This window comes from Undibacterium sp. SXout20W (genome assembly GCF_049340285.1).
In the GTDB taxonomy this organism is placed as follows: Bacteria; Pseudomonadota; Gammaproteobacteria; order Burkholderiales; family Burkholderiaceae_D; genus Undibacterium.
In genome coordinates this window covers 41268-66798 of record NZ_JBMPPH010000013.1, presented here as the reverse complement: position 1 = coordinate 66798, position 25531 = coordinate 41268, and the positions used below count along the sequence as shown (strand labels likewise).

Below are 25531 nucleotides of genomic sequence, written 5' to 3'. Positions count from 1 at the left end.
TTGCCTACTGAGTATCGTTAAAAATCACATTAAGAAAAGATCATAAAAAATCATCATCGGAGCACGTTCGCTCCGATTATTTTTAGAGTTTTGGATTAGGCCGCTGCTTTGAGATGTTCGAGCGTTTCGAGCATGGTACCCGTTTCGCGATACCGAGAATGCCATGCGTAGGCCTTTTCAAGAACATGAGGTGTGTGTCCGCCTCTTACCTCAGCTTCTCTCAGATACGCGAATAACATTGCTTTATACGGTTCAGCGACGCAGTTTTGTATGATTTTTTGTGCTCGTTCCCTGGGGGCTAATCCGCGTAAATCTGCCAGACCGATTTCAGTCACAATAATATCGACGTCATGCTCGGTGTGATCGACATGAGTAACCATCGGAACGATGCTGGAGATTTTTCCGCCTTTAGCAATGGACTTGGTCGCAAACACCGATAGATAAGCATTGCGAGCAAAGTCACCCGAGCCACCGATGCCATTCATCATATGCGTCCCAAGGACGTGGGTGGAATTGATATTGCCGTAAATGTCGGCTTCCAGCGCGGTATTGATTGCGATTAAACCTAAACGGCGGATAACTTCAGGGTGATTGCTGATCTCCTGCGGTCTGAGAATAAGTCGATCTTTATATTTTGCAATATCCTGAAAAACGTCATTACTTTTTTGTGCCGAAAGAGTGATGGAAGAGCCTGATGCAAAATCGAGTTTTCCTGCATCAAATAAATCGAACGTCGAATCTTGTAAAACTTCAGAATACATCGTCAAGTGTTCAAATGGACTATCGATAAAACCCATCATTACGGCATTGGCGATCGTTCCAATGCCAGCTTGCAATGGCATTAAGTTATTGCTTAAGCGACCGTCGCGTACCTCTTCTTTGAAAAAATTAACCAGATGGCTGGCAATTTGTGCCGTCTCTTCATCTGGCGGCAGTATGGTTGATGCGCTATCAGTTTTTTGCGTAATAACGATAGCGACAATTTTTTCAGGTGGTATGGAAATCGCTGTACTGCCGATGCGATCGCTGACAGCCATGATGGGGACAGGCTCTCTTCGAGGGCGATGTTTAGGAATAAAAATATCGTGAAGACCTTCAAGTTCCAACGATTGAGTGAGATTAATTTCGATGATCACCTGATCAGCCAAAATAGCAAAACTCGCACTATTACCAACCGACGTAGTAGGGATGATAGCGCCATCTTCAGTAATAGCGATCGCTTCAATAATGGCAATATCAATGGCGTTGATTTGACGTGTGCGCAATTGCTCAACTGTTTCGGATAAATGCTGGTCGACGTACATGATCTCGCCTCGATTAATCGCAGCGCGAAGGGTCGGGTCGGCTTGAAAGGGCATTCGACGACTCATGGCGCCAGCCTCCGTGAGTGTTTTATCGACGTCGTTACCTAGTGATGCACCTGTCATCAGGCTAATTTTTAATTTTTCTGTTTTTGCGCGCTCTGCAATCGCCAACGGCACTACCTTCGCATCACCAGCACGTGTAAAACCGCTCATACCGATTGTCATACCATCTTCGATCCATGAGGCGGCATGTGTTGCGGTCGTGATGCGATCCCTTAATTTGGGTAGACGTATCCGTTGTTCCTGAATTTGCTGCATTGATTGGTCTGGCTGAATGTCCGGCATGCTGATTTCCTATGTCTCTTAAAATGGATGGTGTCGTAATGGGGATCTGTGATCTGTTATTGTGTGTTTTTGCCAAGCTGATATCTTGCGGAGAGATTCAAATTACACGTAACTTGAATTTAATTTACGCAGTAGTTAATCGGTCTCAGCGGTTCGGGAATATTGGTGTCTTGTACAGATTCGCGTAATTCGATTTCTATAGTGCGACATATGGCGTCCAGCGGAAGATCGTTGGTTTCAAGACCAAATGGTTCTTCGATTTCATCGCCTAAAGCGTCGAGGCCAAAGAACGTATAGGCGACGATTGCAACGACGAAAGGTGTCATAAATCCGATCGAATCGACGAGCCCGAACGGTAATAAGAAGCAATAAATGTATGCCGTACGATGCAGTAGTAAGGTGTAAGAAAATGGAATGGGTGTGTTGCGTATGCGTTCACAGGCCGCTCCTGCTGCGGTCAGGGCAGACAGCGTATTGTCCAAATTTGCAGCAAGACAATCTTTGATCCGATTTTCCTTGATCGCTTGGCGCAGATCTTGTCCCATATTCAGCATCAGTAAATCGGGTTTATTTCTGTTGGTATCAAGTTGTTTAATTTCAGAAGGGGATAACCATTCTTGCATTTCTGATTTTGTTTGTTGATTGCGCAGCAGATCCCTTAGTGCATGACAATAGGCAATGGCGCGAAAAATCATGCGAATCCGTATGTCATTGAAACCATTCCGGGCAATTGCTTCATCGGGATACTCAATCAAACTCTGACATTGGCGCGATAAGTTTCGACTGCGTAAAAGCAGCTCTCCCCATAATTTGCGGGCTTCCCAGAATCTATCGTAAGCAGCGTTATTACGAAAACCTAAAAAAATCGAAATCGGTAAGCCGATTAAGGTAAAGGGAATCGTTGTCAGTGTGATTTTTAGTTTAAACAAATCGCCGTGCGAAATCGTAACCAAAGTCGCTATGAGTATATTGACAATCAATGCTGGCAATATCCGCGGCAATACTGAGCCGCGTATGAGCAAAAATAGACGAAAGCCTGAAGGGCGGTCGCGGACAATCATGTTTGGTCCAAACAAAATTCGTGATTCAAAATTTCTCCATTAATTACTAACATATTAGTGAATTAAATCACTAATATGTTAGTAAGTCAAATCAGCCAGAGCTGCGCTAACTGCAATACAATGGCTCCCAAAACTTAGTCGTAATGAAAATTACTAATAGATTGGAGTGGTAATGACGCACAAAATTGCTTATCGCAATTTACCGCAGCTATTTTTAAAAGCGCGGGGGAATTTAATGGCACATTTCAAGCCAATTCTCAGTCATTTTGGTTTGACTGATCAGCAATGGCGGATTCTGCGCGTGTTGGATGAATACGAACAATTGGAACCGAGAGAACTATGTGACCTGTGCCAAATATCAAGTCCTAGTATGGCGGGTGTTCTCAAACGTATGGAGGATCTCGATTTGATCGTGCGCAGTGCGGTAAGTGGTGATCAACGGCGGCTTTCTATTCGATTATCGGATGCGGGTGATGCGTTGATGACCCAGATGGCACCTCTGATTGATTTGCAATATAAGCATATTGAGCAGACCTTTGGGTTGATGGCGATGAATGAATTGGTTGCCACCCTTGAAAAATTTAATGCTGTGAGCGAGGATTTGGTAGAGCACGTGGAATTAAAGTAGCCGATTTTAGCGCTGCAACGTGAAATTTGGGTTTAATAGAATGGCTTTCACTTAATAGCTTGCGAATGAATAGACATTGTGAACAAAAGGCACTACATTGAATGCTGGATTTTTGAAGGTGAGATTCGTAAATTCCGGCTGGTTAGCGATGTAGATATTCTGCCGCTTCCCAGTGGGGTAGTAAGTCGTCCTATCTTGTTACTTCATTCAATGAATTTCGAGTAATTCGTTCTGTTTTCCGTGTTGCAATTCGCAAAAGGGAGTTTTATGTCTACCGAAAAAACGAAGTTCAGGCTCATCACGCGCAGTGATTTTGATGGTTTGGTTTGCGCTGTCCTGTTGAAACATTTAGAGATGATCGATGAGATTTTATTTGTTCATCCTAAAGACATGCAAGATGGGAAAATCGCTGTAACCAATAATGACATCAGTACAAATTTACCCTACGTCGCTGATGCTCATCTGGTATTCGACCACCATTCATCGGAGAAGCTTCGTAATTTCGGTGAGCGCCACAACCATATCATTGATGCCGATGCGCCATCTGCCGCACGCGTTGTCTATAACTTTTATGGTGGTTTAAAAGCATTTCCGGCGTCATGGGATGACATGATGGCGGCCGTTGACAAAGGTGACTCGGCACAATTTAACCGGGAAGAGGTGCTTAATCCTGACGATTGGGACCTATTGAATTTTTTGATGGATGCGCGGACTGGTTTGGGACGTTTTCGTGAATTCAGAATATCGAATTACGCGCTCATGATGGAGTTGATTGATTTGTGTAAAACACAAACGATTACTCAAATTATGCAGAATCCCGATGTCAAAGAACGTGTTGATTTGTATCTTGAACATCAGGACAAGTGCAAAGAACAGATTGTGCGCTGCTCAACGATTCACCACAATCTGGTCGTGCTGGATTTGCGTAACGAGCCCATTATTTATGCGGGAAACAGATTTTTGATTTATGCATTGTTCCCTCAGACGAATATTTCTATTCATGTGCTGTGGGGATTAAAAAAACAAAATACGGTTTTGGCGACTGGTAAATCCATCTTGAACCGTACATCTCGAACCAATATCGGTTCATTGATGCTGGAATACGGCGGAGGAGGGCACGAAAATGCAGGAACTTGTCAAATTGAAAATGATGTGGTCAAAGATGTATTATCAGTTTTAATCAACCGTATCAATGCTGACGGGTAAGGCCAGGTATTCGGGCGTCTTTCGCATGTTCTGCAATGGACTCTCGTGCGACGATTGGTGAAATCACCCTAAGCAACATTTGAATTTCTAATTACCACATGAACATTGAGTTCGCTGACTTTGAGTTCGCTGATTTTGAGTTTGCCGACATTAAACGAATGCAATTTAATGATTAACCGCTCAATGTAAGGTGTGGGATTTTCTTTTTTTGTTCGATTGGCTATCACAAAACGAGTTATTCGGGTTGGTAAGTGTTGCGTAAAAATTCTATAAAGAGATTTTTTGCTTTGTGCTATTGAAATCGTCTCTGTATTGGCCTACTGTGCAATGCACCAAAAACAATAAGGTACGCAATTGGAAAATCATCAAGATCATACAAAGAGCAGCATGGCTGCCTTGTCTCTGGCCGCGATAGGTATCGTTTATGGCGATATTGGCACTAGTCCCCTTTATACGATGCAGGAAGTCTTTTCGCCTGAACATGGCCTTGCATTGAACGAGTTCAATATTTTCGGTGTTGTGTCGTTGATACTCTGGGGGTTAATTATTATTGTGGCGCTTAAGTACGTCACACTAATTTTACGTGCTGATAATCGTGGTGAAGGCGGTATTATGGCCCTGACCGCCTTGGCGCTGGAGTCGGTTGGTAAATCGTCGAAGCTACATTTGACCTTGTTTGTGCTAGGCCTCTTCGGCGCTGCGTTGTTTTATGGTGATGGGGTAATCACGCCAGCGGTGTCAGTGCTGTCAGCAATTGAAGGTCTGAAGGTGGCGACACCAGCGTTTGACCCGTATGTAGTTCCAATCACCGTAGTGGTGATTGTTATGCTGTATGCGGTGCAATATAAAGGCACAGCAGGGATTGGCAATTTGTTTGGACCCATTATGTTGATTTGGTTTATTGCTTTAGCAGGCATGGGTTTTTACAACATAGCCAAAAACCCTGGCATTGTCGGCGCCTTGAATCCAATTCATGCCCTTCGCTTTATGCAATTTCATGGTTGGGTTGCTTATTTAGCTTTGGGCGCTGTTGTTTTGGCGTTTACAGGCGCTGAAGCCTTGTATGCCGATATGGGGCACTTTGGCGCGAAGCCGATACGCACAGCATGGTTTTTCGTGGTCTTTCCTGCTTTGGGTTTGAATTATCTGGGGCAGGGTGCACTCTTGATCGTGACACCGTCAGCGGTTAGTAATCCTTTCTATCAGCAATTGGGCGCATGGAGCGTTTATCCACTGGTCATTATTTCCGCTGTGGCGACGGTCATTGCATCGCAAGCGACGATTTCCGGTACGTTCTCCATGACTAAGCAAGCGATTTCACTCGGCATTATGCCGCGCATGCAGATTATTCATACGTCTGCCAAGGAAATCGGCCAAATTTACATTCCTGCGGTTAACTGGATGCAATTGCTTGCCGTGGTTGCTGCAGTGGTCGGTTTTGGTTCCTCATCTAACCTCGCTGCTGCTTACGGTATTGCTGTAACCGGAACGATGTTGGTCACCTCGCTACTGACCTTCTTCGTCATTCGTTACGGCTGGAAATATAACCCGCTGCTGTGTTTCCTGGCGACCGGTTTTTTTGTGATCATCGACTTTTCCTTATTCTCTGCGAATGCGGTAAAAATCTTCCATGGCGGTTGGTTCCCGTTAGTGTTGGGCGTCGTGATGTTTGTCGTCATGATGACATGGAAACGTGGCCGTGAATTGGTTTTTGATAATCTCAAGAAACACGCAATCCCATTGAGCGAATTCCTCGATTCCCTGTTTGTGTCGCCACCGTTGCGCGTTGCCGGAACCGCGATTTTCTTGCGCGGGGAAGCGGATGGTGTGCCGCACGCCTTGCTGCATAACTTGTCGCACAACAAGATTTTGCACGAACGCGTGATTTTCTTGACGTTACATAATCAGGAAATTCCTTGGGTGCCAGTGGCTGATCGTGTGCACGTCACTGATCTTGGGCATAACTGTTTCCAGGTTGATGTGAAATATGGTTTTAAAAATGAACCTGACATCCCTAAGGCACTCGCTTTGTGTGAATCTAAGGGGTTGACCTTCGAGCCAATGGAAACCTCCTACTTCATTTCCAGACAGACGATTGTCTCCAAACCTGAGCGCGGCATGGCATTGTGGCGCGAATGGCTGTTTGTCACGATGTCTCGCAATTCCCGTGATGCTGCGGACTACTATCGGATTCCTACTAATCGCGTGATTGAAGTCGGCTCGCAGGTCGAAATTTAAAACTTTGGCATGGGGGCTTATCAAATCCAAACCCCTGTGCTATAATTTTGTTTTTCGCGGCTGTAGCTCAGCTGGATAGAGTACTTGGCTACGAACCAAGGGGTCGTGGGTTCGATTCCTGCCAGCCGCACCAGATTTTAGGGGCTAGATGCAAATCTAGTCCCTTTTTTCTTTTTGATGCTCGATATGTTGGAATCCTGTTCAAAGCGTAATTTTTCGACGTTGTTATATCGATCAATATTATTCCTTATTGTGAAATTGATCATATTGTTGTCGTATCAACGACGCAGCGGGGCTTTTGCTCGATTGCTTTTGGTGTTTGGTCTCCTGTCTGGAAACTTGATTTCAAAGGCGTATATCAAGTCTTAGGCCTGTTGCGCTAAAGTTTTTAGGGCAGGGGGCTTCTCAATACTGTCTGAGTTTGCTATAATTTTGTTCTTCGCGGCTGTAGCTCAGCTGGATAGAGTACTTGGCTACGAACCAAGGGGTCGTGGGTTCGATTCCTGCCAGCCGCACCAGATTCAAGGGACTAGATGCAAATCTAGTCCCTTTTTTCTTTTTCTGGTAAGAAGTTATTTGTTTTTGATGACAATGTCGCCATTTGGAACTGGCGACTGGATTTAGCATTCAAGTTGGTTTTGAAGTTAACATTTAAATCAAAATTTAAATCGATATTTAATTGATATTTAATCGATATTTAAATGCGTTTGATGCTTATTCGGCGAGGATCATTCTTCTGAGGCTCCACGCTTCAGGCGCCGCCTGGTTGAGTGCACTGCGTTTGATTGGGCCAACTTTGATACTATCGTCGAGGGAGTTTATGAGTCGATGAAGCTGTGCCGTATCTGGCAACATGGTACCAAGGAACGCAACCTGATCTTGATGCTGTATCAGTATCGTCGGAAAATTTTCAATGTCTATCTCTTCCACAAGATGGGCGCAATCTTCGATGTCAATCCAGGTAAAGCATTTATCCGGATGTTGAGTTGCTAAGGTATTGAACGCAGATCGGTACGCGGTGCATGTATCGCACCATGCGGCGCACAAGCATGCGATCAGCCAATCCTTGTCAGAGAGGTGTGTTTTAACCTGTTCCAGGTCATCAGTGTGAATATAAGCAGTCATTTTTCAATTTTAACCTATCCGTGGCCTGGAGAAATTAAGCCTTGTTGATGGGTGAACACGGTAAAATACGTCTATGACAACGATTTTAGCAATAGAAACCACGACAGAACTCGCATCGGCAGCTTTGTTTGTCGAGGATCAGATGTATGTGCGTGAATTATCAGGCGTTCAGACGCATTCGCAAGGGATTTTGCCTGCAATTCAGAGTTTGTTGACAGAGGCTGGTATTTCACTGGCTGACTGCAACGCTATCGCTTTCGATTGCGGTCCGGGTGCTTTTACTGGCATTCGAACAGCCTGCGGGATTGTGCAAGGATTAGCGTTTGGTGCTGATCTTGGCGTGATTCCGGTCATAAGTTTGCATGCTATGGCGCTGGCCGCTGCACAACAAAGTTCTATGACGGATTATGTCTGCGTTTTAGATGCGCGTATGAATGAAGTTTATTGGGCGCACTACCGGTTTTCAGGCAATGAATGTGTGGAATTGAGTCCGCCCACTTTATCGCGGCTTGACGGTGTTCTGCTGCAAGATTATGCACCCCAGGTGCTTGTTGTTTTAGGTAATGGATTGGAACTGCCGTCGCACCTGGCGCATTGTGCTCACGTAAAATTCATGCCGCATGCAGTACAGGTTGCTAAATTGGGATTATTTGGATTTCATGCTGGATTAAGTGTGGCGCCCGAATATGCGCAGCCCCTGTATTTGCGGAACAAAATAGCCTTAACCACTGTTGAGCGTAGTATCGCCAAAGCTTCCATGTAGGTATTGACCTGTAGAGGGGTGTTGACGGGTGTTGACGTGTGTTGTTTTGCGATCCGGGGCTGAGCCGGAAGCGTCATGATTGTCGGATGGATAAAATATGCACGAATTTGTAAGACTGGGTTTTGCTGATATTGATCAGATTTTATCGATAGAAGAAGCGGTATATTCTCACCCTTGGTCACGCGGGAATTTTTCTGACTCTTTGATGAACGGCCATGACGCTTTTGGTATTCGCAATGAAGTTCAGGAAATCATTGCTTATTTCCTGGTGATGCCAGTGGTCGATGAACTACATCTGTTGAATTTTGCCGTCAGGAGCGAAAATCAAAAGCAAGGTTATGCAAGTGCAATGCTGAAATTTATGCATGCCTATGCGAAAGAGCATGGTTACGCATCCATCTTGCTTGAGGTGCGTCGTAGCAATTATCGGGCAATTGAGGTTTATTTGGGTGACGGGTTTCAAGAAATTGGGCGGCGTAAAGGCTATTACCCGGCTGAAGGTGATGCGCGCGAGGATGCGATTGTGATGCGGAGAATATGCTAATGCACTCAAATAACAGCAGTAATCGTGCGGCAACACGCATTCAAATTCTGAATGAAATGGGTTTGGGCCCGGTATGGTTGCCGCGCTATACGAACACTGATGTTCCTGAGGTCTCGGGTTCGCCAACGCTCCAGAATGCTCATCCTGCCAACGTCGATGTTTTGTCGCAGGATGCCGCGTCAACATTTAGATCGAAAATGCAGAATATCTCAACTGATATTGCTGCTGCGTCGCCTTCGTTGACGACCGATGATGTTGCCGTCGCAAATGCCTTGTATTCCGAGACAAGCATTGATTCGCAGAAGCAGAATCGCGTTTCCGCACTGAACTGGGCAGAATTAGAGCATGTCGTCGCTTCTTGTCACGCATGTGGCTTATGTCGTGGACGCCAACAAACGGTGTTTGGGAACGGCGTTCAGACTGCGGTTTGGCTATTTGTCGGAGAAGGGCCGGGATATCATGAGGATCTTCAGGGAGAGCCGTTTGTTGGTGCTGCAGGCCAGTTATTGGATAACATGCTTCTTGCATTGGGTGTACGCCGAAACGATCGTGTCTATATTGCCAATGTGGTCAAATGTCGTGCAACAGACGATGCGGGTAATGATCGGTCGCCAACTGCAGATGAGATTGCCAACTGCCTACCTTATTTGCACCGTCAGATTAGTCTAATTCAGCCACAAGTCATTGTTGCTTTGGGTAAGACCGCGGCAATCGCTTTATCGGGTATTGATCCGGAAACCCCGGTGGCTCAACTAAGAGGAAAAGTACATCGGATTGGCGATGTCCCTATGGTTGTCACTTACCATCCGGCGTATTTGCTGCGCAAACCTCTCGAAAAGGCTAAAGCATGGCAGGATTTATGTCTCGCCCGTGATACGCTTGACGGGAAGTTATAGTGGATTTTTTTCCACAACAACAGTTTCATGATGACTGGGGACATTTACAGGATCCTCACGTCCGTTCGCTTGCATGGTTATTGAGCTCGCCGCACCTCCTTAAGCAAGATCCGTTGACATGGGATGGTGCAAATGTAGCGCCGACTATGCCCCCAATGGTTGATGTCGCGGCGTTTTTGACTTCGTTAGATCAGAATCCTGCAGCCCTGCACCTGTGTTTGAAGACTCATCCAACCAAGCGACTTGGTTTATACGCCGAGACTTTGTTAGCCTTTTTTTTAGCCCATTTTTACGACTTGTATGCACACGGTTTACAGATTCATGATGGACGGGCAAGAACAATCGGCGAGTTTGATTTTTTGGTACGCCAGCCAGAAGGCTTGGTGCATTGGGAATTGGCCACAAAGTTCTATTTGTTTTTTGATGAGATGCCGGATGTTGCATCAAATGCGGCGATGAGTTCGACAAGTAATAAGGTAAATTTGTTTAACTACCTGGGCCCAAATCTGGCTGATACCTTAGGCGCAAAGATGCATAAAATTGTGTATCAGCAGTTACGCTTGGGTGAAACTTTGGAAGCGAGAAAAGTACTCCCTTCACCACTATTTTCAGTTCAGGCATTCATTAAGGGCTGGCTGTTTTACCGTGATGCAAAAGCATTCGCATCAGCTGAATTAGTAGATGGCATTGCGGATGAGCATTGTCGAGGGTATATCTGGTGTTTAAATGATTTGCAGCAGATGGCAGACTTTTCAGGGGTAATTTTGGAACGTTTGGCTTGGTTAGCACCTGTTCAAATTTCGCCTCATGAATCAATGTCAAAGCAAGAATTGCTTGAAAAAGCGATGACTTTATTTTCCGTAATAAAAACGCCAGTCATGCTGGCGATCACTGAGGTGCAGCAGGGTTTTGCCAGAGAGATTTGTCGTGGAATGCTTGTGCCTGATGATTGGTGGGAGCAGGCACGTTCGGCTAGCGCACGTTTGCTGCCACCTCAAGATCCTTAGTGTTTGTGTTCCCCAATGAGCGCCAATGAATCGTGCTCACGTTGGTTGGCCTGATGTTTTTTCATTACGGCAAACATCGTTGTCATAACAAAACCACCAAACAAAACGATCACAACTTGGATGTTCAAATTCATTGAAACCATGATGGCGTAGACGGTCAGCATGGTCAGAACAGACAAATTTTCGTTAAAGTTTTGTACCGCAATAGAATGCCCGGCGCTCATCAAAACGTGACCGCGATGTTGCAATAATGCATTCATAGGAACGACAAAAAATCCTGATAAAGCACCGACAAGTACCAGTAGTGGATAGGCGATTTCCTTGGTGTGAACAAAGATCATGGTCATCACCACTGCACCCATCGCGATGCCCAAAGGCATGACAGATAATGATTTTTTTAATGGGATAAATTTTGCCGCTGCACAAGCACCAAGTGCAACGCCGACGGCGACAATGCCTTGTAAGATTGCGGCTTCGTTAAGTGGCATGTGCAAAGAAGCTTCCGCCCATTTTAGAACGATGAATTGCAGGGTCGCACCAGCACCCCAAAATAGTGTCGTAACCGCGAGTGAGATTTGCCCCAGCTTGTCTCGCCAAAGGATGCTAAAGCACCCGGCGAAATCAGAAATGAGCTGCAAAGGCTGCAGCTTTTGATGCGCATAGCGAGCGCCGGTGTCCGGTATTCTCAAATTAAACAATGCTGCCAACGCATAAAACACGATAATGACACTTAGTGCAGCCTCCGCTGGTGTATTAATTGGGAGGCTGATTAAAGGCAATTTAATGTTGAGCAACATCGCCGAGATATGCGGAGTAACAAGGGCACCGCCAAGTACCGTTCCTAGAATGATGGAGGAAACGGTTAAACCTTCGATCCAACCATTTGCAGCAACCAGATGTTCAGGAGGCAATAATTCGGTAAGGATGCCGTATTTTGCAGGAGAGTATGCAGCAGCACCAAATCCGACCACTGCATAGGCAAGTAAAGGATGTACATGTAAAAACATTAACCCACAACCACCAACTTTGATCAAGTTAGTGATAAACATTACTTTGCCTTTTGGTAATGAGTCAGCAAACGCGCCAACAAACGCCGCTAGTAAGACGTATGACAGGACAAAAAATAATTTCAGAAGTGGCGTCATCCAGCTCGGCGAGTTCATGGATGCCAGTAAGGCCATCGAAGTGATGAGCAATGCGTTGTCGGCCAGCGAAGAAAAAAACTGTGCCGCCATAATCGTATAGAAACCGCGTTTCATGCTTATGATTTGCCTGTTACAAAGAGTTATCGGTCAGCTTTATACCATGAAAAACTCAAAACCAATGTGAATTAGCGCAAGCTAATAGTCAAATACTGAGTAAAATGCCAGTGTTTACCTGGTTTTTGGAAAAATATGGCGAAAGCAAAAACAAATTACACTTGCACCGAGTGCGGTGGCATAGTCAATAAATGGGCTGGTCAATGTCCGTCGTGCGGGCAGTGGAATACGCTCGTAGAGACCGTAATTGAGGCTGCTGGAAATCGTTTTTCCGGAAAGCATCAAAGTCTCGCTCAAACTGCGCCGGTTCTTAACTTATCCGATATTGAAGCATCTGATGTGCCGCGTTTTGGGACGGGGATTGAAGAGTTTGACCGGGTGTTGGGTGGCGGTTTGGTTCCAGGTGGCGTGGTGTTGATTGGTGGTGATCCAGGGATTGGTAAATCAACTTTGTTATTGCAAGCACTTTCAAATCTCGCGAAAATTAAAAAAGTCTTGTATGTCAGTGGTGAAGAGTCTGGTGCCCAAATTGCTCTGCGGGCCAATCGTCTTGGCCTGGACACGAAGGGACTTGCGTTACAAGCAGAAATTCAGCTGGAAAAAATTTTGAATACCTTGTCCGATCATAAACCCCAAGTGGTTGTGATTGACTCGATTCAAACCCTGTATTCGGACGCATTGAGCTCCGCTCCCGGGTCGGTCGCTCAGGTTCGGGAATGCGCTGCGCAGTTAACGCGCGTGGCGAAAACCATGGATATCACGATGATACTCGTCGGCCATGTTACCAAAGAAGGTGCATTAGCTGGCCCCCGAGTGTTGGAACATATCGTGGATACCGTCTTGTATTTTGAGGGCGATACTCACTCGAGTTTTCGTCTGGTACGTGCGATCAAAAATCGTTTTGGCGCGGTCAATGAATTGGGTGTGTTTGCGATGGGGGAGCGCGGTTTAAGAGGGGTTTCAAATCCATCAGCGTTATTTTTGTCTCAACACGATGCGCAAGTTGCTGGTTCCTGTGTCATGGTGACACAGGAAGGTACGCGTCCCCTGTTAGTCGAGATTCAGGCATTGGTCGATAGTTCGCATGCGCCAAATGCTCGACGATTGTCTGTCGGTCTTGAGCAAAATCGCTTGGCGATGCTGTTAGCGGTGCTGCATCGACATGCAGGGGTGGCTGCGTTTGATCAGGATGTATTTATCAATGCGGTAGGTGGCGTCAAAATTGCTGAACCAGCCGCGGATTTGGCGGTGCTGCTGGCGATTAATTCTTCGATGCGCAATAAGCCATTACCACGTAGTCTCGTCGTATTTGGTGAGGTCGGCTTAGCTGGCGAAATTCGCCCTGCACCGCGCGGGCAGGAACGCTTAAAAGAAGCAGCAAAATTGGGTTTTAAAATTGCAATGATTCCAAAAGCAAATGCACCTAAGCAAAAAATAGAAGGCCTGACCATCATTGCCGTTGATCGTATTGATGAAGCAATGAATAAGATTCGCGATGTTGACGATGCGACTTAAATTGCAGGCGTGCGATTTATTGCAAGAGTTCGGCAGCTGCAATGCCGCTTCTTACTGCTGCTTCTAACGTTGCCGGATAGTCGCCGGAAGTATAGTCGCCTGCGATGACAAGGCCGGGGTCACTGGTGCTATTCGGCGGTCTCGTCAATCCTGGTGTGCAACTGAAAGTTGCTCTCTTTTCGGTGATGATTTGATGCCATAGTGGTCGCTCTAAAGCTGGTAACCCGAGGCTTTCTGCTAATTGTAATGCGATCGCCTGTGCTAAGTCGGTATGGTCGATTGCCCTGATATTTTCAGGTGCGCTGACAACCACCGCCAGCAAACCAGTCTGATCATCGTGCAAATAGCCACGATCAAATACATATTGCCCCCATTTTTTTCGGGGAACATCATCTCGTAGGGCATACATCGGTAGAGGTAAACGGACACTGACTGGATACTGGAGGTAGCAAGTGGTAATTGCTTCAAACTCAAAATTTGGTAACGTGCTCGATGAAGACGCGCTTTTTAGTAAACGTTGAGCGTTATTAACATCGGTTGCAATAACGACGGCATCGAAACCAGTGTTTGACTCTACCATTGTTTCCTCATTGCTGAATGCCAGAGACCATTGCTTTGGATTATTGATGCTCTTGGTAATTTGCGTGACCGCCTTACCTAAAGTGACCTGACTCCCTTTGGATTGTAGGAATACGGCGGCTTTTTCTGGGAAGAGAGCAGTCAGATTTAATTTGGGAATCAGCATATCGGATGCCGAACGTTTCGCCCCTAAGCTATCTCGTAAAACATTCAGAAACACCTGTGCCGACGCTTTGTGGGGCGATGTGTTTAATGCAGCAATGCATAATGGGTACCACATGAGCTTACAGAGTCTTTCGGTCTGACCGAAACGTTGCAGCAGCTCATTAACAGTGCAATCCTCGTATAGTTTCCAGCCCATCCAGCGCGCGGTGGACGAAAACCGTGCGAGAGCCAGCTTGTCCTCTTTTTCTAAGCCTTTGGACTGCCACAATGCAATGAGCAGGTGCAACGGAGCGGGTAGTAGTGGAGAACTTGGTGCGGAAAACTGCATCCCATCGTCAAGAGGCGGATACATCATTTGCAACGGCAGACGTAAAAAAGACTGGTTGATATCTACGCCAACATCACGCATGACTTGCAGGCTTTGGCGATACGCGCCAAGTAAAATATGCTGACCATTATCGAGCGTCAGTTGGTGTGATTCGACCTGGCGCGCACGGCCACCAAGCGTTCTGGCTGTCTCAAATACTTGTACTTTGTGACCGCGTTTTACAAGTTCAACAGCCGCCGTGCATCCTGCCCATCCAGCGCCAATGACGGCGATATTTTTCAATGGTGACTTAGCCACGGACGTAAGTCTTCCAGGCGAGCCACAGTTTTCGAATCGGCGTTAAAGATATTCGTTGATTCAGTACCTGGAACCGATCACGTTCAATTTCTATTAATAATGTACGATAAATCGATGCCATAATCAGACTAGTTCGTTGTGCCCGGCGGTCTTCGGGTGGCAATAGCGCGAATGCGTCGTCATACAATTTTTGTGCACGTTCATATTGGAATTTCATGAGTGCTTCGAATTGTGGTGTGTGTTTCGCATTTAAAATTTCTGCCGCGGTAACTTTGAATTCTTGTAGTTCATTAACTGGCAAGTAGATGCGACCTTTTCGCGCATCTTCTCCAACATCGCGAATGATGTTCGTCATTTGAAATGCGAGACCGAGCTTTTCGGCAAATACCCGCGTCTGTGGGTTGGATATGCCAAAGATACTAGCCGATAAAATTCCAACGACACCTGCAGCGTGCCAGCAATACTTTTGTAGTGCGGTAAAATCCAGATAGCGAGTCTGGTTGAGATCCATTTCCATGCCGTCAATGATGGCAAGTAAGTGGTCGCCTTGTAACTGGTAGATCGCCATGTGTGGCAATAATGCCTTAGTAACAGGGTGAGTCGGCGCATTGTTAAGCATTGCTTGAATTTCTTTGCGCCACCATACTAACTTGGTACGGGCGAGCATATCGTCGCTACTTTCATCGACGGCATCGTCAACTTCGCGGCAGAATGCATAGAGTGCAGTAATTGCTTTTCTTCTTTCTACGGGTAAAAATAGAAAGCTGTAATAAAAACTGGAGCCACTTTGGGCTGCTTTTTGCTGGCAATATTCGTCAGGTGACATGCTTTTTTATGTAAGTAATCGGCACAAAGCCAAGTAAAGTCGATATGCTAACAAACTTCGTGCAACCTTGATGTACTTGCTGTGCAGAATGCGCATCAAGTATCTTAATGTAATTAGGGCACAGAATTATTAATCCAAAATGCGCTAGCTCGTATAATAATGGGCGCATTATATTATCGCTCAATGAAAAATGAGCTTGCTTTTGGTACAAAACTCTAAATTTGGACAAATATCTTGAATAAATCGAAAATTGCTGGAATCTTAGGCGGCGTGGCAATTGCCCTCGCCGGATGTGGTGGCTTTGTTTACACAACGGTGAGTGGCACAGTAACAGGCTTAGGTACCACAGGTCTTAACGCCCTTGTGTTGAAAAATGAAGGCAATTACAAACAATCCCTGAGTGTTGATGGCTCTTTTTCATTCACAGAGGCAAGTAACGCCAATTACTCGATTACAGTTGCGTCGCAACCTGCGTACGTTAATTGCACGGTGGCAAATGGCACTGGGACGATGAATAGTTCCACTGGGGTAGCGAATGTCGCGGTGACTTGCGTTCCGAACGTGCCAGTTGGCGGTACCGTGAGCGGTTTGGCCGATGGTAGTAAGTTGTATTTAATTAACAATATTACTTACCCTCCGTTAAATATCAACGTCAATGCAGATAATACGACGGCTGGGGTTATCTCAAGTAATGGCGCCTTTATTCTGCCTACATGGGTTGTTAATGGCTACAATTACAACGTCGGCGTTGCTTTGCCACCTCCAGGTCAATATTGCACTGTGGTTAATGGTGTTGGCGTCGCAGACAATACGAATCTTGCTGCTGCAAAAACGATCGGTGTTAATTGCGTTGCAGCGGTGCCAGTAACATTTACGGTAACTGGCTTGACGGCGGGCAATTCTGTTACTTTAACGAATACCTCAACTGCTCGTACGGATCCGTTGACTGTAACAACAATCGGCACTTACAATTTCTCGTGGAGTTTGCTGACTGGCATGCCTTATTCTGTGGCCGTGACGACGCAACCGACAGGGCAAACTTGTACTGTACAAAACGGTACTGGAACGGCTAATTTGGGCAATCCTTCCGCGTCAGCGAATGTGTTGGTTAACTGCCAGTAAGTTGAAAGTAAAATAAAAACCAGCTAGCTTGCTTTACGCAAACTAGCTGGTTTTTTATTAATATGAAAGTAATAAAGAATTAACTTATTTTAAAAGCTGCGCCTTCAAAGTTCTTCCAAAATACCCAAATCGTTAAAATAAAAAATTCCTTCACGTTTAAATCCCCACTTTCCTCCTTTAAGTCGGATGAAAGGCTCAAAACTAAAGAACGGTACGTCTGCCAACAATGCATTATTATTGGATTCGATAAACTGCCGATGATCCCTATCCGTTGCAATACTGTGGCCTACATTGCTGCGGTAGTCGAGATTAACAAAGCCATTCTGCCGGATGCGCATATTTGCCCAGTCAAAGAGTTGCCCGAAGCTAGTTTGTGGGCGAACTAGTCTTACCATTTGTGCATGCATTTGTTCTAAAAAACCCATGCCATTTTGAAACTCAAGTAGCTGTGGTGAGTTCGTTACTTTGCCGTTTTCTATGGCAAATGAACGTGCACAGTCGCCCCAACAATGATTTCTCACTGGACTTAAATCTATGGTGACCAGATTTGACGTGCCGACGCGCTCTTCCCGCGGCTCGTACTCTTTACCTGAAATTGACACACAACTGCGAGAGCCAAGTAGAACAAGCGCGGGGCATTCGTAATACCAGGTTTCTGGATAACCTTCTTCAATCAGCAATTGGTGCGCTGTGGAAGCGATACTTTTCTCAGTGTCGTCGGCAGTAATAAGGCTTTCTAACTTGGCAAGAACCGACTTGGCCGCAGTCTGCACCAGGCGATGTTGGTCAATGTCGAGTTGAGTTGGCATAGAGTTCTTTGTAATCTCACTAAGCATGCGCCCATTTTCAGGCGTTTTAGGCTTATTTGCTGCTACTGGTGACGGCGCTGACGCCGGCTTTTGTCACATCAACTGCTGTGCCTACGACAGCACTTCCTACATGAACAGCCGTGGTTGCGGCTGCATCAGCGACTGCGAGAACAACGCAGCCATTCAAGGATAGGATGCAGGCCATGAAACACAAGAGTTTTACGCATTTTTGCATGATGGTAACCAGGATAAAAAGTGTGAATTTGCTGGTGGCAGATGATCTTAGGAGTTTAGTAGCGAAACGCTTCAAAACTTCCGCGCTAGATTATCGCATTATGCTTTATTTTACTGTTGCCCGTATGAATCTTGTTTTAAGCGCAAACATCAAATGCCATAGTAAAGATTGATATTATTGCATCAGGTAATTAAATTAAGGGAGACTATGGATATCATTTGATCCTACTTTCTAGTGGGGTTATCCGACCCGCTGAGTTACATAAATATGGCACGCCACACCAAGATTACCCAGTCAAATTTTTGTAATTTTGGTCGACGATTAAAAACGTCGCCCTCAACTTGGTCAATTTTTTCAGCAATTCTCAAGCCGCCCTGAATCACTAATCTGAGCTCCCATCCAAATCGCCACGGCAAATTTTTGTGTAACTCGCTTCCAGAAATCATTAAAGTACGTGCACGTTGGATTTGAAATCGCATCATTTGACGCCAGTTTTCACTCTTTTCTAAGTCGGCGAGAGAGGTTTGCTTAATTGAGAATTTTCGCAGGTCTTCCTGAGGTAGGTAAACACGATTTTTCTCCCAGTCTATCGCAACATCTTGCCAGAAATTAATTAATTGAAGTGCCGAGCAAATGGCATCTGAATCGCGCAAATTTTCTTGTGTTGCTTTGCCATACAGGTGCAGCATCAAGCATCCAACAGGGTTGGCAGACCGACGGCAATAATCTAAAAGTTCATCATAATTCTCATAGCGTGGGGTAATAACGTCCTGTTTAAACGCAGAAAGCAAGTCCTTGAATGGTTGAATTGGCAGGTGATGTTGTTTAATAGTCGTTGCTAAGGCACTGAAGAGTGGTATTTGAGTCGCTAATTCAGACTGGATGTTATCGAGTTCATTTTCATATTGGGTTAATGCAAAAAGTCGCTCGTTCGGTAAAGCGTTTCCTTCATCGGCCAAATCGTCTGCGGTGCGGGCAAAAACATAGATATGCTTGACCGCTTGGCTTAGCTTTGCTGGTAACAATAGGGATGCAACTGGAAAATTTTCGTAGTGCTCTACTGACATAGTTGATCTGGAAAATATAAATGACTTAAAAGTCATTGGCAAAAAAAAGGAGCTTAACTATAATAACTAACTATTGAGTCATTTATTAGATATTATTTTTGCGCGGGTTGCATGTTGCATCCGCCACAACAGCTAGCATAGTAAAGGAAATTCCAGTGTTAACACCAGAATCCACCGTCTTGAAGAAGGCAAAATCTCGTGAATTGACTCATGGCGTGTTGCAATTGCCAATGATGTTTGCGGGGCTGATTTTGCTGGCTAGTGTAGGCGCATGTTCGAAATCAGTTGAAAAATCGGAAGATGTGAGGCCAGTGCGGGCAATTGTGGTAAAAAATGGCACTGCAGATTCAGCACTGGAATTATCCGGCGAAGTTCGCCCTCGTATCGAGTCCCGCCTTGGATTTCGGGTGGGCGGTAAAATTGTGAGTCGCAAAGTTGAATTGGGTACCGTGGTTAAACGTGGTCAACTTCTGATGCAGTTAGATCCTCAGGATCTGGCTTTAGCGCAGACACAAGCAAAAGCAGCGCTGGCGGCAGCAGAAAGTAATCGCGATTTAGCCTTGGCTGAAATGAAACGCTATCAAGAATTGCGCTCTAAAAATTTCGTCGCTGCGACAGTCCTGGATAGTAAAGACGTGGCGTATAAATCTGCCCAATCGAGCTATGAGCAAGCACTTGCAGCCTATAAAAATCAAAGTAACCAGACTAGCTATACAAGTCTCGAATCCGATGTTGACGGTGTTGTGACTAGCATCGACGCGGAAGTCGGGCAGGTCGTTGCTGCTGGGACGCCTGTTGTCCGGGTGGCGCAAGCTGGTGACATGGATGTCGTTGTGGGAATACCAGAGAATAAAATTAATGTCATCCGCCAGATGACTGATATTAATGTCAGCATGTGGGCGCAACCAACCAAAGTAATGACGGCAAAGTTGCGTGAGTTGTCGCCAATTGCTGATCCTGTGACGCGTACTTATACTGCAAAAGTGATATTGCCAGCAGATGCAAACGATGTTCGCTTAGGCATGACGGCGAATGTTAGTTTCATTGCCCGCAATCCAAATCAAGCAATAAAACTGCCAATGACGGCTTTATTGCAAAACAAGGGCAGCACTTCTGTTTGGGTGGTAGAGCAAGGCGTCGTAAAACTGGTGCCAGTGCAGATTGCTGGTGCTGCGGGTGAAGATGTCTTGATTGCTGCTGGCGTAGCTAGTGGGCAAACTGTCGTCACTGCGGGCGTTAATTTTCTGAAAGCTGGTCAGCACGTCACAATTCTTGCTGCCGATGCAGCGCCCGTTAATGAGGCCAATACATCGACGACCGGAGTCGCCAAATGAGTAACAAATCAGGCAGTTTTAATTTGTCGAAATGGGCTTTAGAGCATATCCCACTCACTAGATATCTGATCGTAGCCTTATTGTTAGGCGGGATATTTAGTTACGGTAAGTTGGGGCAGGATGAAGACCCACCGTTCACATTCAGAGCGATGGTTGTGCGAGTAATATGGCCGGGTGCAACAGCATTGCAAATGGCCGATCAGGTGACTGATAAGTTAGAGAAAAAACTTCAAGAAACACCTTATATTGAAAAAATCAGGAGTTATTCAAAACCTGGTGAAACGTTGATTACGTTGGAGTTGAGAGAATCAACACCGCCGAAAGAAGTTCAGCAAGCGTGGTATCAGGTTCGAAAAAAAATAGGCGATATACGCAGCACCTTACCGCCTGGTGTGATCGGGCCAATTTTTAATGACGAATTTGGTGATACCTATGGTTCAATTTTTGCTCTTTCTGGAGATGGTTTTACGACGGAGCAAGTAAAAGAGTACGCGGATTTTGTGCGTCAACAATTTTTGCGTATTCCAACCGTCGCTAAGGTTGAATTATTCGGTGTTCAAGACGAAAAAATAAATATTGAATTTTCGCAGAAAAAATTCTCGCAGCTGGGTATCTCTTTTGATGCCATCGTTTCGCAAATCAATTCTCAAAATGGCATCGAGGGAACGGGCATCTTAACCACCTCCAGCAACGATTTGCAGGTAAGGGTGACGGGCGCATTATTGACCGTCAAAGATCTCGAAAGTCTGCAACTGCGGGCAAATGGTACGACGTTTCGCTTGGGTGATTTTGCCACCGTAAAGCGCGAGTATCAAAACCCACCGCGCGACAAAATGCGTTTTAACGGTAAGGAGGTTGTTGGCCTTGGCATCTCAATGGAGAAGGGCGGAAACATCGTTGAGATGGGTAAAAATTTACAGGCTACGATCGCTGTCGTTAAAGCAAAATTACCCGTTGGAATACAGTTGGAGCAGGTTACTAATCAACCTGATGCCGTCAAAGCATCGGTCGGTGAATTTATTCACACGCTAATTGAGGCGGTTGTGATCGTTTTGGCGGTCAGTTTTTTGGCGCTCGGATTGCATACTAAGCCGTTCCGTCTTGATATTTGGCCGGGGTTGGTGGTTGGTTTAACCATTCCATTGGTTCTTGCTATCACGTTTTTATTTATGCACATCCTCGATATTGATTTGCATAAAATATCGCTGGGCGCATTGATTATTGCACTTGGTTTATTGGTCGATGATGCCATTATTGCCGTCGAAATGATGGTGAGAAAGATGGAGGAGGGGTTTTCGCGTTTTGATGCAGCAACGTTCGCCTACACCTCCACGGCGATGCCTATGTTGACTGGTACTTTGATCACTGCAGCGGGTTTTTTGCCGATTGGCTTAGCAAAGTCGGCAGCAGGAGAGTACACCTTTTCTATGTTTTCGGTGAATGCGTTAGCCTTACTCATTTCATGGTTTGCCGCCGTATTGTTCACGCCTTATCTTGGCTTCCTTTTACTCAAAGTAAAGCCGCACGCGGTTGGTGGTGAGTCTCATGAATTGTTTGATACACCGTTTTATAGTCGGTTTCGGACCTTGGTTTCGTGGTGTGTCGAATGGCGTAAGACGACTATTGCCATTACCTTGGCGATATTTGGTCTTGGGGTATTTGGATTTAAGTTCATCGAACAACAATTTTTCCCGGACTCAAGTCGTCCAGAGTTAATGGTGGAATTGTGGTTGCCCGAGGGCTCGTCTTTTAAAGCAACCGAACAACAAACGAAGAAATTTGAAGCTTTTATTCAGAAGCAAGACGGCGTGGAAAGTGTGACAAGCTACGTTGGTAATGGTAGTCCGCGTTTCTATTTGCCTTTAGATCAGATTTTGCCGCAAACAAACGTCACTCAAATCGTGGTGCTCGCCAAAGATCTGAAGATGCGAGAGCAATTGCGTCTGAAAATCGCGCATCAATTTAAAGTTGATTTTCCGGAAGTTCGCGGGCGGGTTAAGTTATTGCCGAATGGTCCACCTGTTCCCTATCCGGTGCAATTCCGGGTCACGGGTTTGGATGTGGCTGGGGTGCGCGCTATCGCTGATCAGGTAAAAGAAGTGATGCGGGCAAATCCAAATACCGCCGGGGTGAATGATAACTGGAATGAATCAGTCAAAGTGGTTCGTATTGATCTCGACCAGGATAAGTTGCGCGCGCTCGGAGTGACGTCGCAGTCGGTGATGCGGGCGGCTAATACGATTCTTTCGGGGACGACGGTAGGGCAGTTCCGCGATGGGAATAAGTTGATCGATATGGTGGTCCGTCAGCCAATTGATGAACGTTCAACGATTGAAGCACTCGCCAATTCCAATATGCCAACCGCAAGCGGAAAATCAGTTCCTTTATCGCAATTGGCAACGATTAAGCTTGTTTGGGAGCCGGGTGTGGTCTGGCGTTATGGCCGCGAATGGGCAATTACGGTGCAGTCGGATGTGATTGATGGCATTCAGGGGCCAACTGTATCGAGTCAGATCATGCCGAAATTGGCGCCGATTATCGCTGCGTTACCGCCGGGATATAAAGTCGAATTGGCTGGCGCCGCCGCCGATAGCGGTAAGGCGCAGGATTCTATTGCTGCTAATGTGCCACTGGTGATTTTTATCATCTTTACGTTACTGATGTTGCAATTGCATAGTTTTTCTCGTTCGCTATTAGTGTTCCTGACAGGTCCGTTAGGTGTAGCTGGGGCTGCAATGGCCTTGCTTATACTGCAGCGACCATTTGGCTTTGTCGCGCAATTAGGGGTGATTGCGCTATTCGGTATGATCATTCGTAACTCTGTTATTTTGATTGATCAGATTGAGCACGATATCGGTGTAGGAGTTGACCCATGGACTGCTGTCATTGAGTCAGCGGTGCGACGTTTCCGCCCGATTATCTTGACTGCCGCTGCTGCAGTGTTGGCAATGATTCCTTTGTCGCGGTCAGTTTTTTGGGGACCTATGGCGGTTGCTATTATGGGGGGCTTGATTATCGCAACTGGCTTGACCTTGCTGTTTTTGCCCGCGTTATATGCGGCGTGGTTTAAGGTTCGGAAGGCTAGCGCTTCGCAAATCTCGTCTGCAGAGTAGTTACTTGCGGCGGTGGCTGTGGTCATTCGATTTGATCAAGGTAGCCGCCGATGGCTGAAATTGCCAGCTCAAAACTGACTTAAGTTATTAATTTACGGAATTTTTGGTATATTTTTTTAAAAGCATTAAAAAAATAAGACATGCCGATTCAAAATCCAGTAGAATATCGGGCTGGAGTTGTAATGCCACATGCACAAGTTTCGGGCGACGATAGATGTTCGGGTCGCCCTTTGCTTTTGTAATGGCCGTGTTGGGTGTTTTTCAGCATGTACTTACTCATCCCGCGAGGATGGCGAAATTGGTAGACGCACCAGGTTTAGGTCCTGACGCCAGCAATGGTGTGGGGGTTCGAGTCCCCCTCCTCGCACCACAGAATTTTTACTATTTGGACGATTTTCATGGCAACTGCAGTCGAAACTTTAGATAAATTGGAACGCCGCCTCACGATTTCTTTTCCAATCGCTGATGTGAAATCAGAAGTTGAAAAGCGTTTGAAGGTCCGTGCACGCACGGCCAAAGCACCGGGCTTCCGTCCAGGCAAAGTGCCAATGAAAATGGTTGCTGCGCAATACGGCTATCAAGTCGAAAACGAAGTATTGAACGACAAAGTTGGCCAGGCATTCGCTGCTGCGGCTAACGAAAATAATTTGCGCGTAGCTGGTTATCCTAACATTGAGCCAAGCACGACTGAAGGTGTTGCTGAGGGCACATTGGCGTTTAATGCGACGTTCGAAGTCTATCCAGAAATCGTCGTTGGCGATTTGTCTGCTGCTGAAGTTGAGCAAGTTAAGTCAGATGTGACCGACGCTGAAATCGACAAAACAATCGACATTCTCCGCAAGCAACGCGTGCATTTCCACGTTAAAGGCGAAGAGGGCGCGCACGGCAACGGCGGCGCTGATCAGACTGCGCAAAATGGTGATCGTGCTACCGTCGATTTCGTTGGTACGATTGACGGTGTTGAATTTGCTGGTGGCAAAGCTGAAGGTTTCGCTTTCGTGCTGGGCGAAGGTCGCATGCTGCCAGAATTTGAGGCAGCAACGATTGGTCTGAAAGCTGGCGAATCTAAAACATTCCCATTGGCATTCCCTGAAGATTATCATGGTAAAGATGTGGCTGGTAAAACAGCAGAATTTACTATCACTCTGGCCAAGTTAGAGTCGGCACATTTGCCAGAAGTTAACGAAGAATTCGCCAAAATGCTGGGTGTCGAAGACGGTGATCTGGTTAAAATGCGCACTGACATTAAAGAAAATCTTGAGCGCGAAGTTAAAGGTCGCGTTAAGGCTAAAACCAAAGAAAGCGTCATGGACGCATTGGTTAAGGCGGTCGAATTTGATGTGCCAAAAACTTTGGTAGCACAAGATGGCGAACGTCTGGCTGAGATGACTCGTCAAGATATGGCGCAACGTGGTATGAACGTCAAAGACGTTCCATTCCCAGCGGAGTTGTTTGCTGCGCAAGCTGAGCGTCGTGTACGTTTGGGTCTGATCTTGGCTGAATTGGTTAAGGCTAATAATTTGCAGGCAACGGCTGATCAAATCAAAGCGCAAGTCGAAGATTTCGCTCAAAGCTACGAAGATCCTCAGCAAGTTGTAAAATACTACTACAGCGATCGTAATCGTTTAGCGGAAGTTGAAGCCCTTGTTTTAGAAGAAAACGTCGTTAACTATGTACTGAGCAAAGCGAAAGTTTCAGACAAAGTTTTGCCATTCGACGAATTGATGGGTAACAACGCGCAAGCGTAAGTTTGAATAAAAGGAAA

At 45.9% G+C, this 25531-nt stretch carries 21 protein-coding genes and 3 tRNA genes; 15 read left to right on the top strand and 9 right to left on the bottom strand.

Features of this window, described 5'->3' with window-relative positions; translation table 11 throughout:
- Nucleotides 1–95: 95 nt before the first annotated feature.
- On the bottom strand, nucleotides 96–1649 hold the full coding sequence (locus tag ACO0K1_RS09195) for an acetyl-CoA hydrolase/transferase family protein (protein ID WP_423024922.1): 1554 nt from the start codon (nucleotides 1647–1649) through the stop codon (nucleotides 96–98).
- Between the two features lie 119 nt (nucleotides 1650–1768).
- Nucleotides 1769–2710, bottom strand: coding sequence for a bestrophin family protein (locus tag ACO0K1_RS09190; protein WP_423024920.1), 942 nt, complete (start codon nucleotides 2708–2710; stop codon nucleotides 1769–1771).
- A gap of 172 nt (nucleotides 2711–2882) precedes the next feature.
- Here ACO0K1_RS09190 and hpaR point away from each other — a divergent pair, with 172 nt between their 5' ends.
- From hpaR to ACO0K1_RS09165, 5 genes are all read left to right on the top strand, one after another.
- Entirely contained in the window at nucleotides 2883–3338 is a 456-nt protein-coding gene (gene hpaR, locus ACO0K1_RS09185) for a homoprotocatechuate degradation operon regulator HpaR (RefSeq protein ID WP_423024918.1), read from the top strand.
- Nucleotides 3339–3605: 267 nt separating this feature from the next.
- On the top strand, nucleotides 3606–4544 hold the full coding sequence (locus tag ACO0K1_RS09180) for an exopolyphosphatase (RefSeq protein ID WP_423024916.1): 939 nt from the start codon (nucleotides 3606–3608) through the stop codon (nucleotides 4542–4544).
- A gap of 387 nt (nucleotides 4545–4931) precedes the next feature.
- Nucleotides 4932–6782, top strand: a complete 1851-nt coding sequence (locus ACO0K1_RS09175) for a potassium transporter Kup (protein ID WP_423024914.1) — start codon at nucleotides 4932–4934, stop codon at nucleotides 6780–6782.
- A 56-nt stretch (nucleotides 6783–6838) separates the two neighbouring features.
- Nucleotides 6839–6915, top strand: a tRNA-Arg gene (locus tag ACO0K1_RS09170).
- Between the two features lie 308 nt (nucleotides 6916–7223).
- Nucleotides 7224–7300: transfer RNA gene (locus ACO0K1_RS09165), tRNA-Arg, on the top strand.
- A 196-nt stretch (nucleotides 7301–7496) separates the two neighbouring features.
- On the opposite strand, the gene ACO0K1_RS09160 is transcribed toward ACO0K1_RS09165, so the two are convergent.
- Complete coding sequence (locus ACO0K1_RS09160; RefSeq protein WP_423024912.1) at nucleotides 7497–7907, bottom strand: thioredoxin family protein; 411 nt, start codon at nucleotides 7905–7907, stop codon at nucleotides 7497–7499.
- Between the two features lie 73 nt (nucleotides 7908–7980).
- Between ACO0K1_RS09160 and tsaB the strand changes: the two genes are divergently transcribed.
- The 4 genes from tsaB (at nucleotide 7981) to ACO0K1_RS09140 (ending at nucleotide 11117) form a co-directional block, all read left to right on the top strand.
- Nucleotides 7981–8670, top strand: a complete 690-nt coding sequence (gene tsaB / locus ACO0K1_RS09155) for a tRNA (adenosine(37)-N6)-threonylcarbamoyltransferase complex dimerization subunit type 1 TsaB (RefSeq protein ID WP_423024910.1) — start codon at nucleotides 7981–7983, stop codon at nucleotides 8668–8670.
- Between the two features lie 97 nt (nucleotides 8671–8767).
- On the top strand, nucleotides 8768–9214 hold the full coding sequence (gene rimI, locus ACO0K1_RS09150; protein ID WP_423024908.1) for a ribosomal protein S18-alanine N-acetyltransferase: 447 nt from the start codon (nucleotides 8768–8770) through the stop codon (nucleotides 9212–9214).
- Entirely contained in the window at nucleotides 9214–10110 is an 897-nt protein-coding gene (locus ACO0K1_RS09145; RefSeq protein WP_423024905.1) for a uracil-DNA glycosylase, read from the top strand. The genes rimI and ACO0K1_RS09145 overlap by 1 nt, the downstream gene beginning before the upstream one ends.
- Nucleotides 10110–11117: a DUF1853 family protein gene (locus ACO0K1_RS09140; protein WP_423024903.1), complete on the top strand. Its 1008-nt coding sequence runs from the start codon at nucleotides 10110–10112 to the stop codon at nucleotides 11115–11117. Before ACO0K1_RS09145 ends, ACO0K1_RS09140 begins: the two co-directional genes overlap by 1 nt.
- On the opposite strand, the gene lplT is transcribed toward ACO0K1_RS09140, so the two are convergent.
- On the bottom strand, nucleotides 11114–12376 hold the full coding sequence (lplT, locus tag ACO0K1_RS09135; protein WP_423024901.1) for a lysophospholipid transporter LplT: 1263 nt from the start codon (nucleotides 12374–12376) through the stop codon (nucleotides 11114–11116). The genes ACO0K1_RS09140 and lplT overlap by 4 nt on opposite strands.
- Before the next feature lie 135 nt (nucleotides 12377–12511).
- Between lplT and radA the strand changes: the two genes are divergently transcribed.
- A complete protein-coding gene (gene radA, locus ACO0K1_RS09130; protein ID WP_423024899.1) occupies nucleotides 12512–13891 on the top strand; it encodes a DNA repair protein RadA in 1380 nt (459 codons plus the stop codon).
- Between the two features lie 16 nt (nucleotides 13892–13907).
- Here radA and hpnE read toward each other — a convergent pair whose 3' ends face one another.
- Entirely contained in the window at nucleotides 13908–15260 is a 1353-nt protein-coding gene (gene hpnE / locus ACO0K1_RS09125) for a hydroxysqualene dehydroxylase HpnE (RefSeq protein WP_423024897.1), read from the bottom strand.
- Nucleotides 15253–16086 carry a presqualene diphosphate synthase HpnD gene (hpnD, locus tag ACO0K1_RS09120; RefSeq protein ID WP_423024895.1) on the bottom strand — a complete coding sequence of 278 codons (834 nt, stop codon included), beginning with the start codon at nucleotides 16084–16086 and terminating at the stop codon, nucleotides 15253–15255. Before hpnD ends, hpnE begins: the two co-directional genes overlap by 8 nt.
- A gap of 234 nt (nucleotides 16087–16320) precedes the next feature.
- Between hpnD and ACO0K1_RS09115 the strand changes: the two genes are divergently transcribed.
- Entirely contained in the window at nucleotides 16321–17208 is an 888-nt protein-coding gene (locus ACO0K1_RS09115; RefSeq protein ID WP_423024893.1) for a hypothetical protein, read from the top strand.
- A gap of 104 nt (nucleotides 17209–17312) precedes the next feature.
- Here ACO0K1_RS09115 and ACO0K1_RS09110 read toward each other — a convergent pair whose 3' ends face one another.
- The 3 genes from ACO0K1_RS09110 to hpnC form a co-directional block, all read right to left on the bottom strand.
- Nucleotides 17313–18017 carry a M24 family metallopeptidase gene (locus ACO0K1_RS09110; protein WP_423024891.1) on the bottom strand — a complete coding sequence of 235 codons (705 nt, stop codon included), beginning with the start codon at nucleotides 18015–18017 and terminating at the stop codon, nucleotides 17313–17315.
- A gap of 52 nt (nucleotides 18018–18069) precedes the next feature.
- Complete coding sequence (locus tag ACO0K1_RS09105) at nucleotides 18070–18252, bottom strand: hypothetical protein (RefSeq protein WP_423024889.1); 183 nt, start codon at nucleotides 18250–18252, stop codon at nucleotides 18070–18072.
- Nucleotides 18253–18509: 257 nt separating this feature from the next.
- Nucleotides 18510–19319 (bottom strand): squalene synthase HpnC, encoded by an 810-nt coding sequence (hpnC, locus tag ACO0K1_RS09100; RefSeq protein ID WP_423024887.1) that lies wholly within the window; start codon nucleotides 19317–19319, stop codon nucleotides 18510–18512.
- A 155-nt stretch (nucleotides 19320–19474) separates the two neighbouring features.
- Here hpnC and ACO0K1_RS09095 point away from each other — a divergent pair, with 155 nt between their 5' ends.
- The 4 genes from ACO0K1_RS09095 to tig all read left to right on the top strand — a co-directional run bounded on the left by ACO0K1_RS09095 (nucleotide 19475) and on the right by tig (nucleotide 25514).
- Nucleotides 19475–20653 carry an efflux RND transporter periplasmic adaptor subunit gene (locus ACO0K1_RS09095; RefSeq protein WP_423024885.1) on the top strand — a complete coding sequence of 393 codons (1179 nt, stop codon included), beginning with the start codon at nucleotides 19475–19477 and terminating at the stop codon, nucleotides 20651–20653.
- Nucleotides 20650–23766 carry an efflux RND transporter permease subunit gene (locus ACO0K1_RS09090; RefSeq protein WP_423024883.1) on the top strand — a complete coding sequence of 1039 codons (3117 nt, stop codon included), beginning with the start codon at nucleotides 20650–20652 and terminating at the stop codon, nucleotides 23764–23766. The genes ACO0K1_RS09095 and ACO0K1_RS09090 overlap by 4 nt, the downstream gene beginning before the upstream one ends.
- A 283-nt stretch (nucleotides 23767–24049) precedes the next feature.
- Nucleotides 24050–24136 (top strand) — tRNA-Leu (locus ACO0K1_RS09085).
- Nucleotides 24137–24164: 28 nt separating this feature from the next.
- Complete coding sequence (tig, locus tag ACO0K1_RS09080) at nucleotides 24165–25514, top strand: trigger factor (RefSeq protein ID WP_423024881.1); 1350 nt, start codon at nucleotides 24165–24167, stop codon at nucleotides 25512–25514.
- Nucleotides 25515–25531 lie beyond the last annotated feature (17 nt).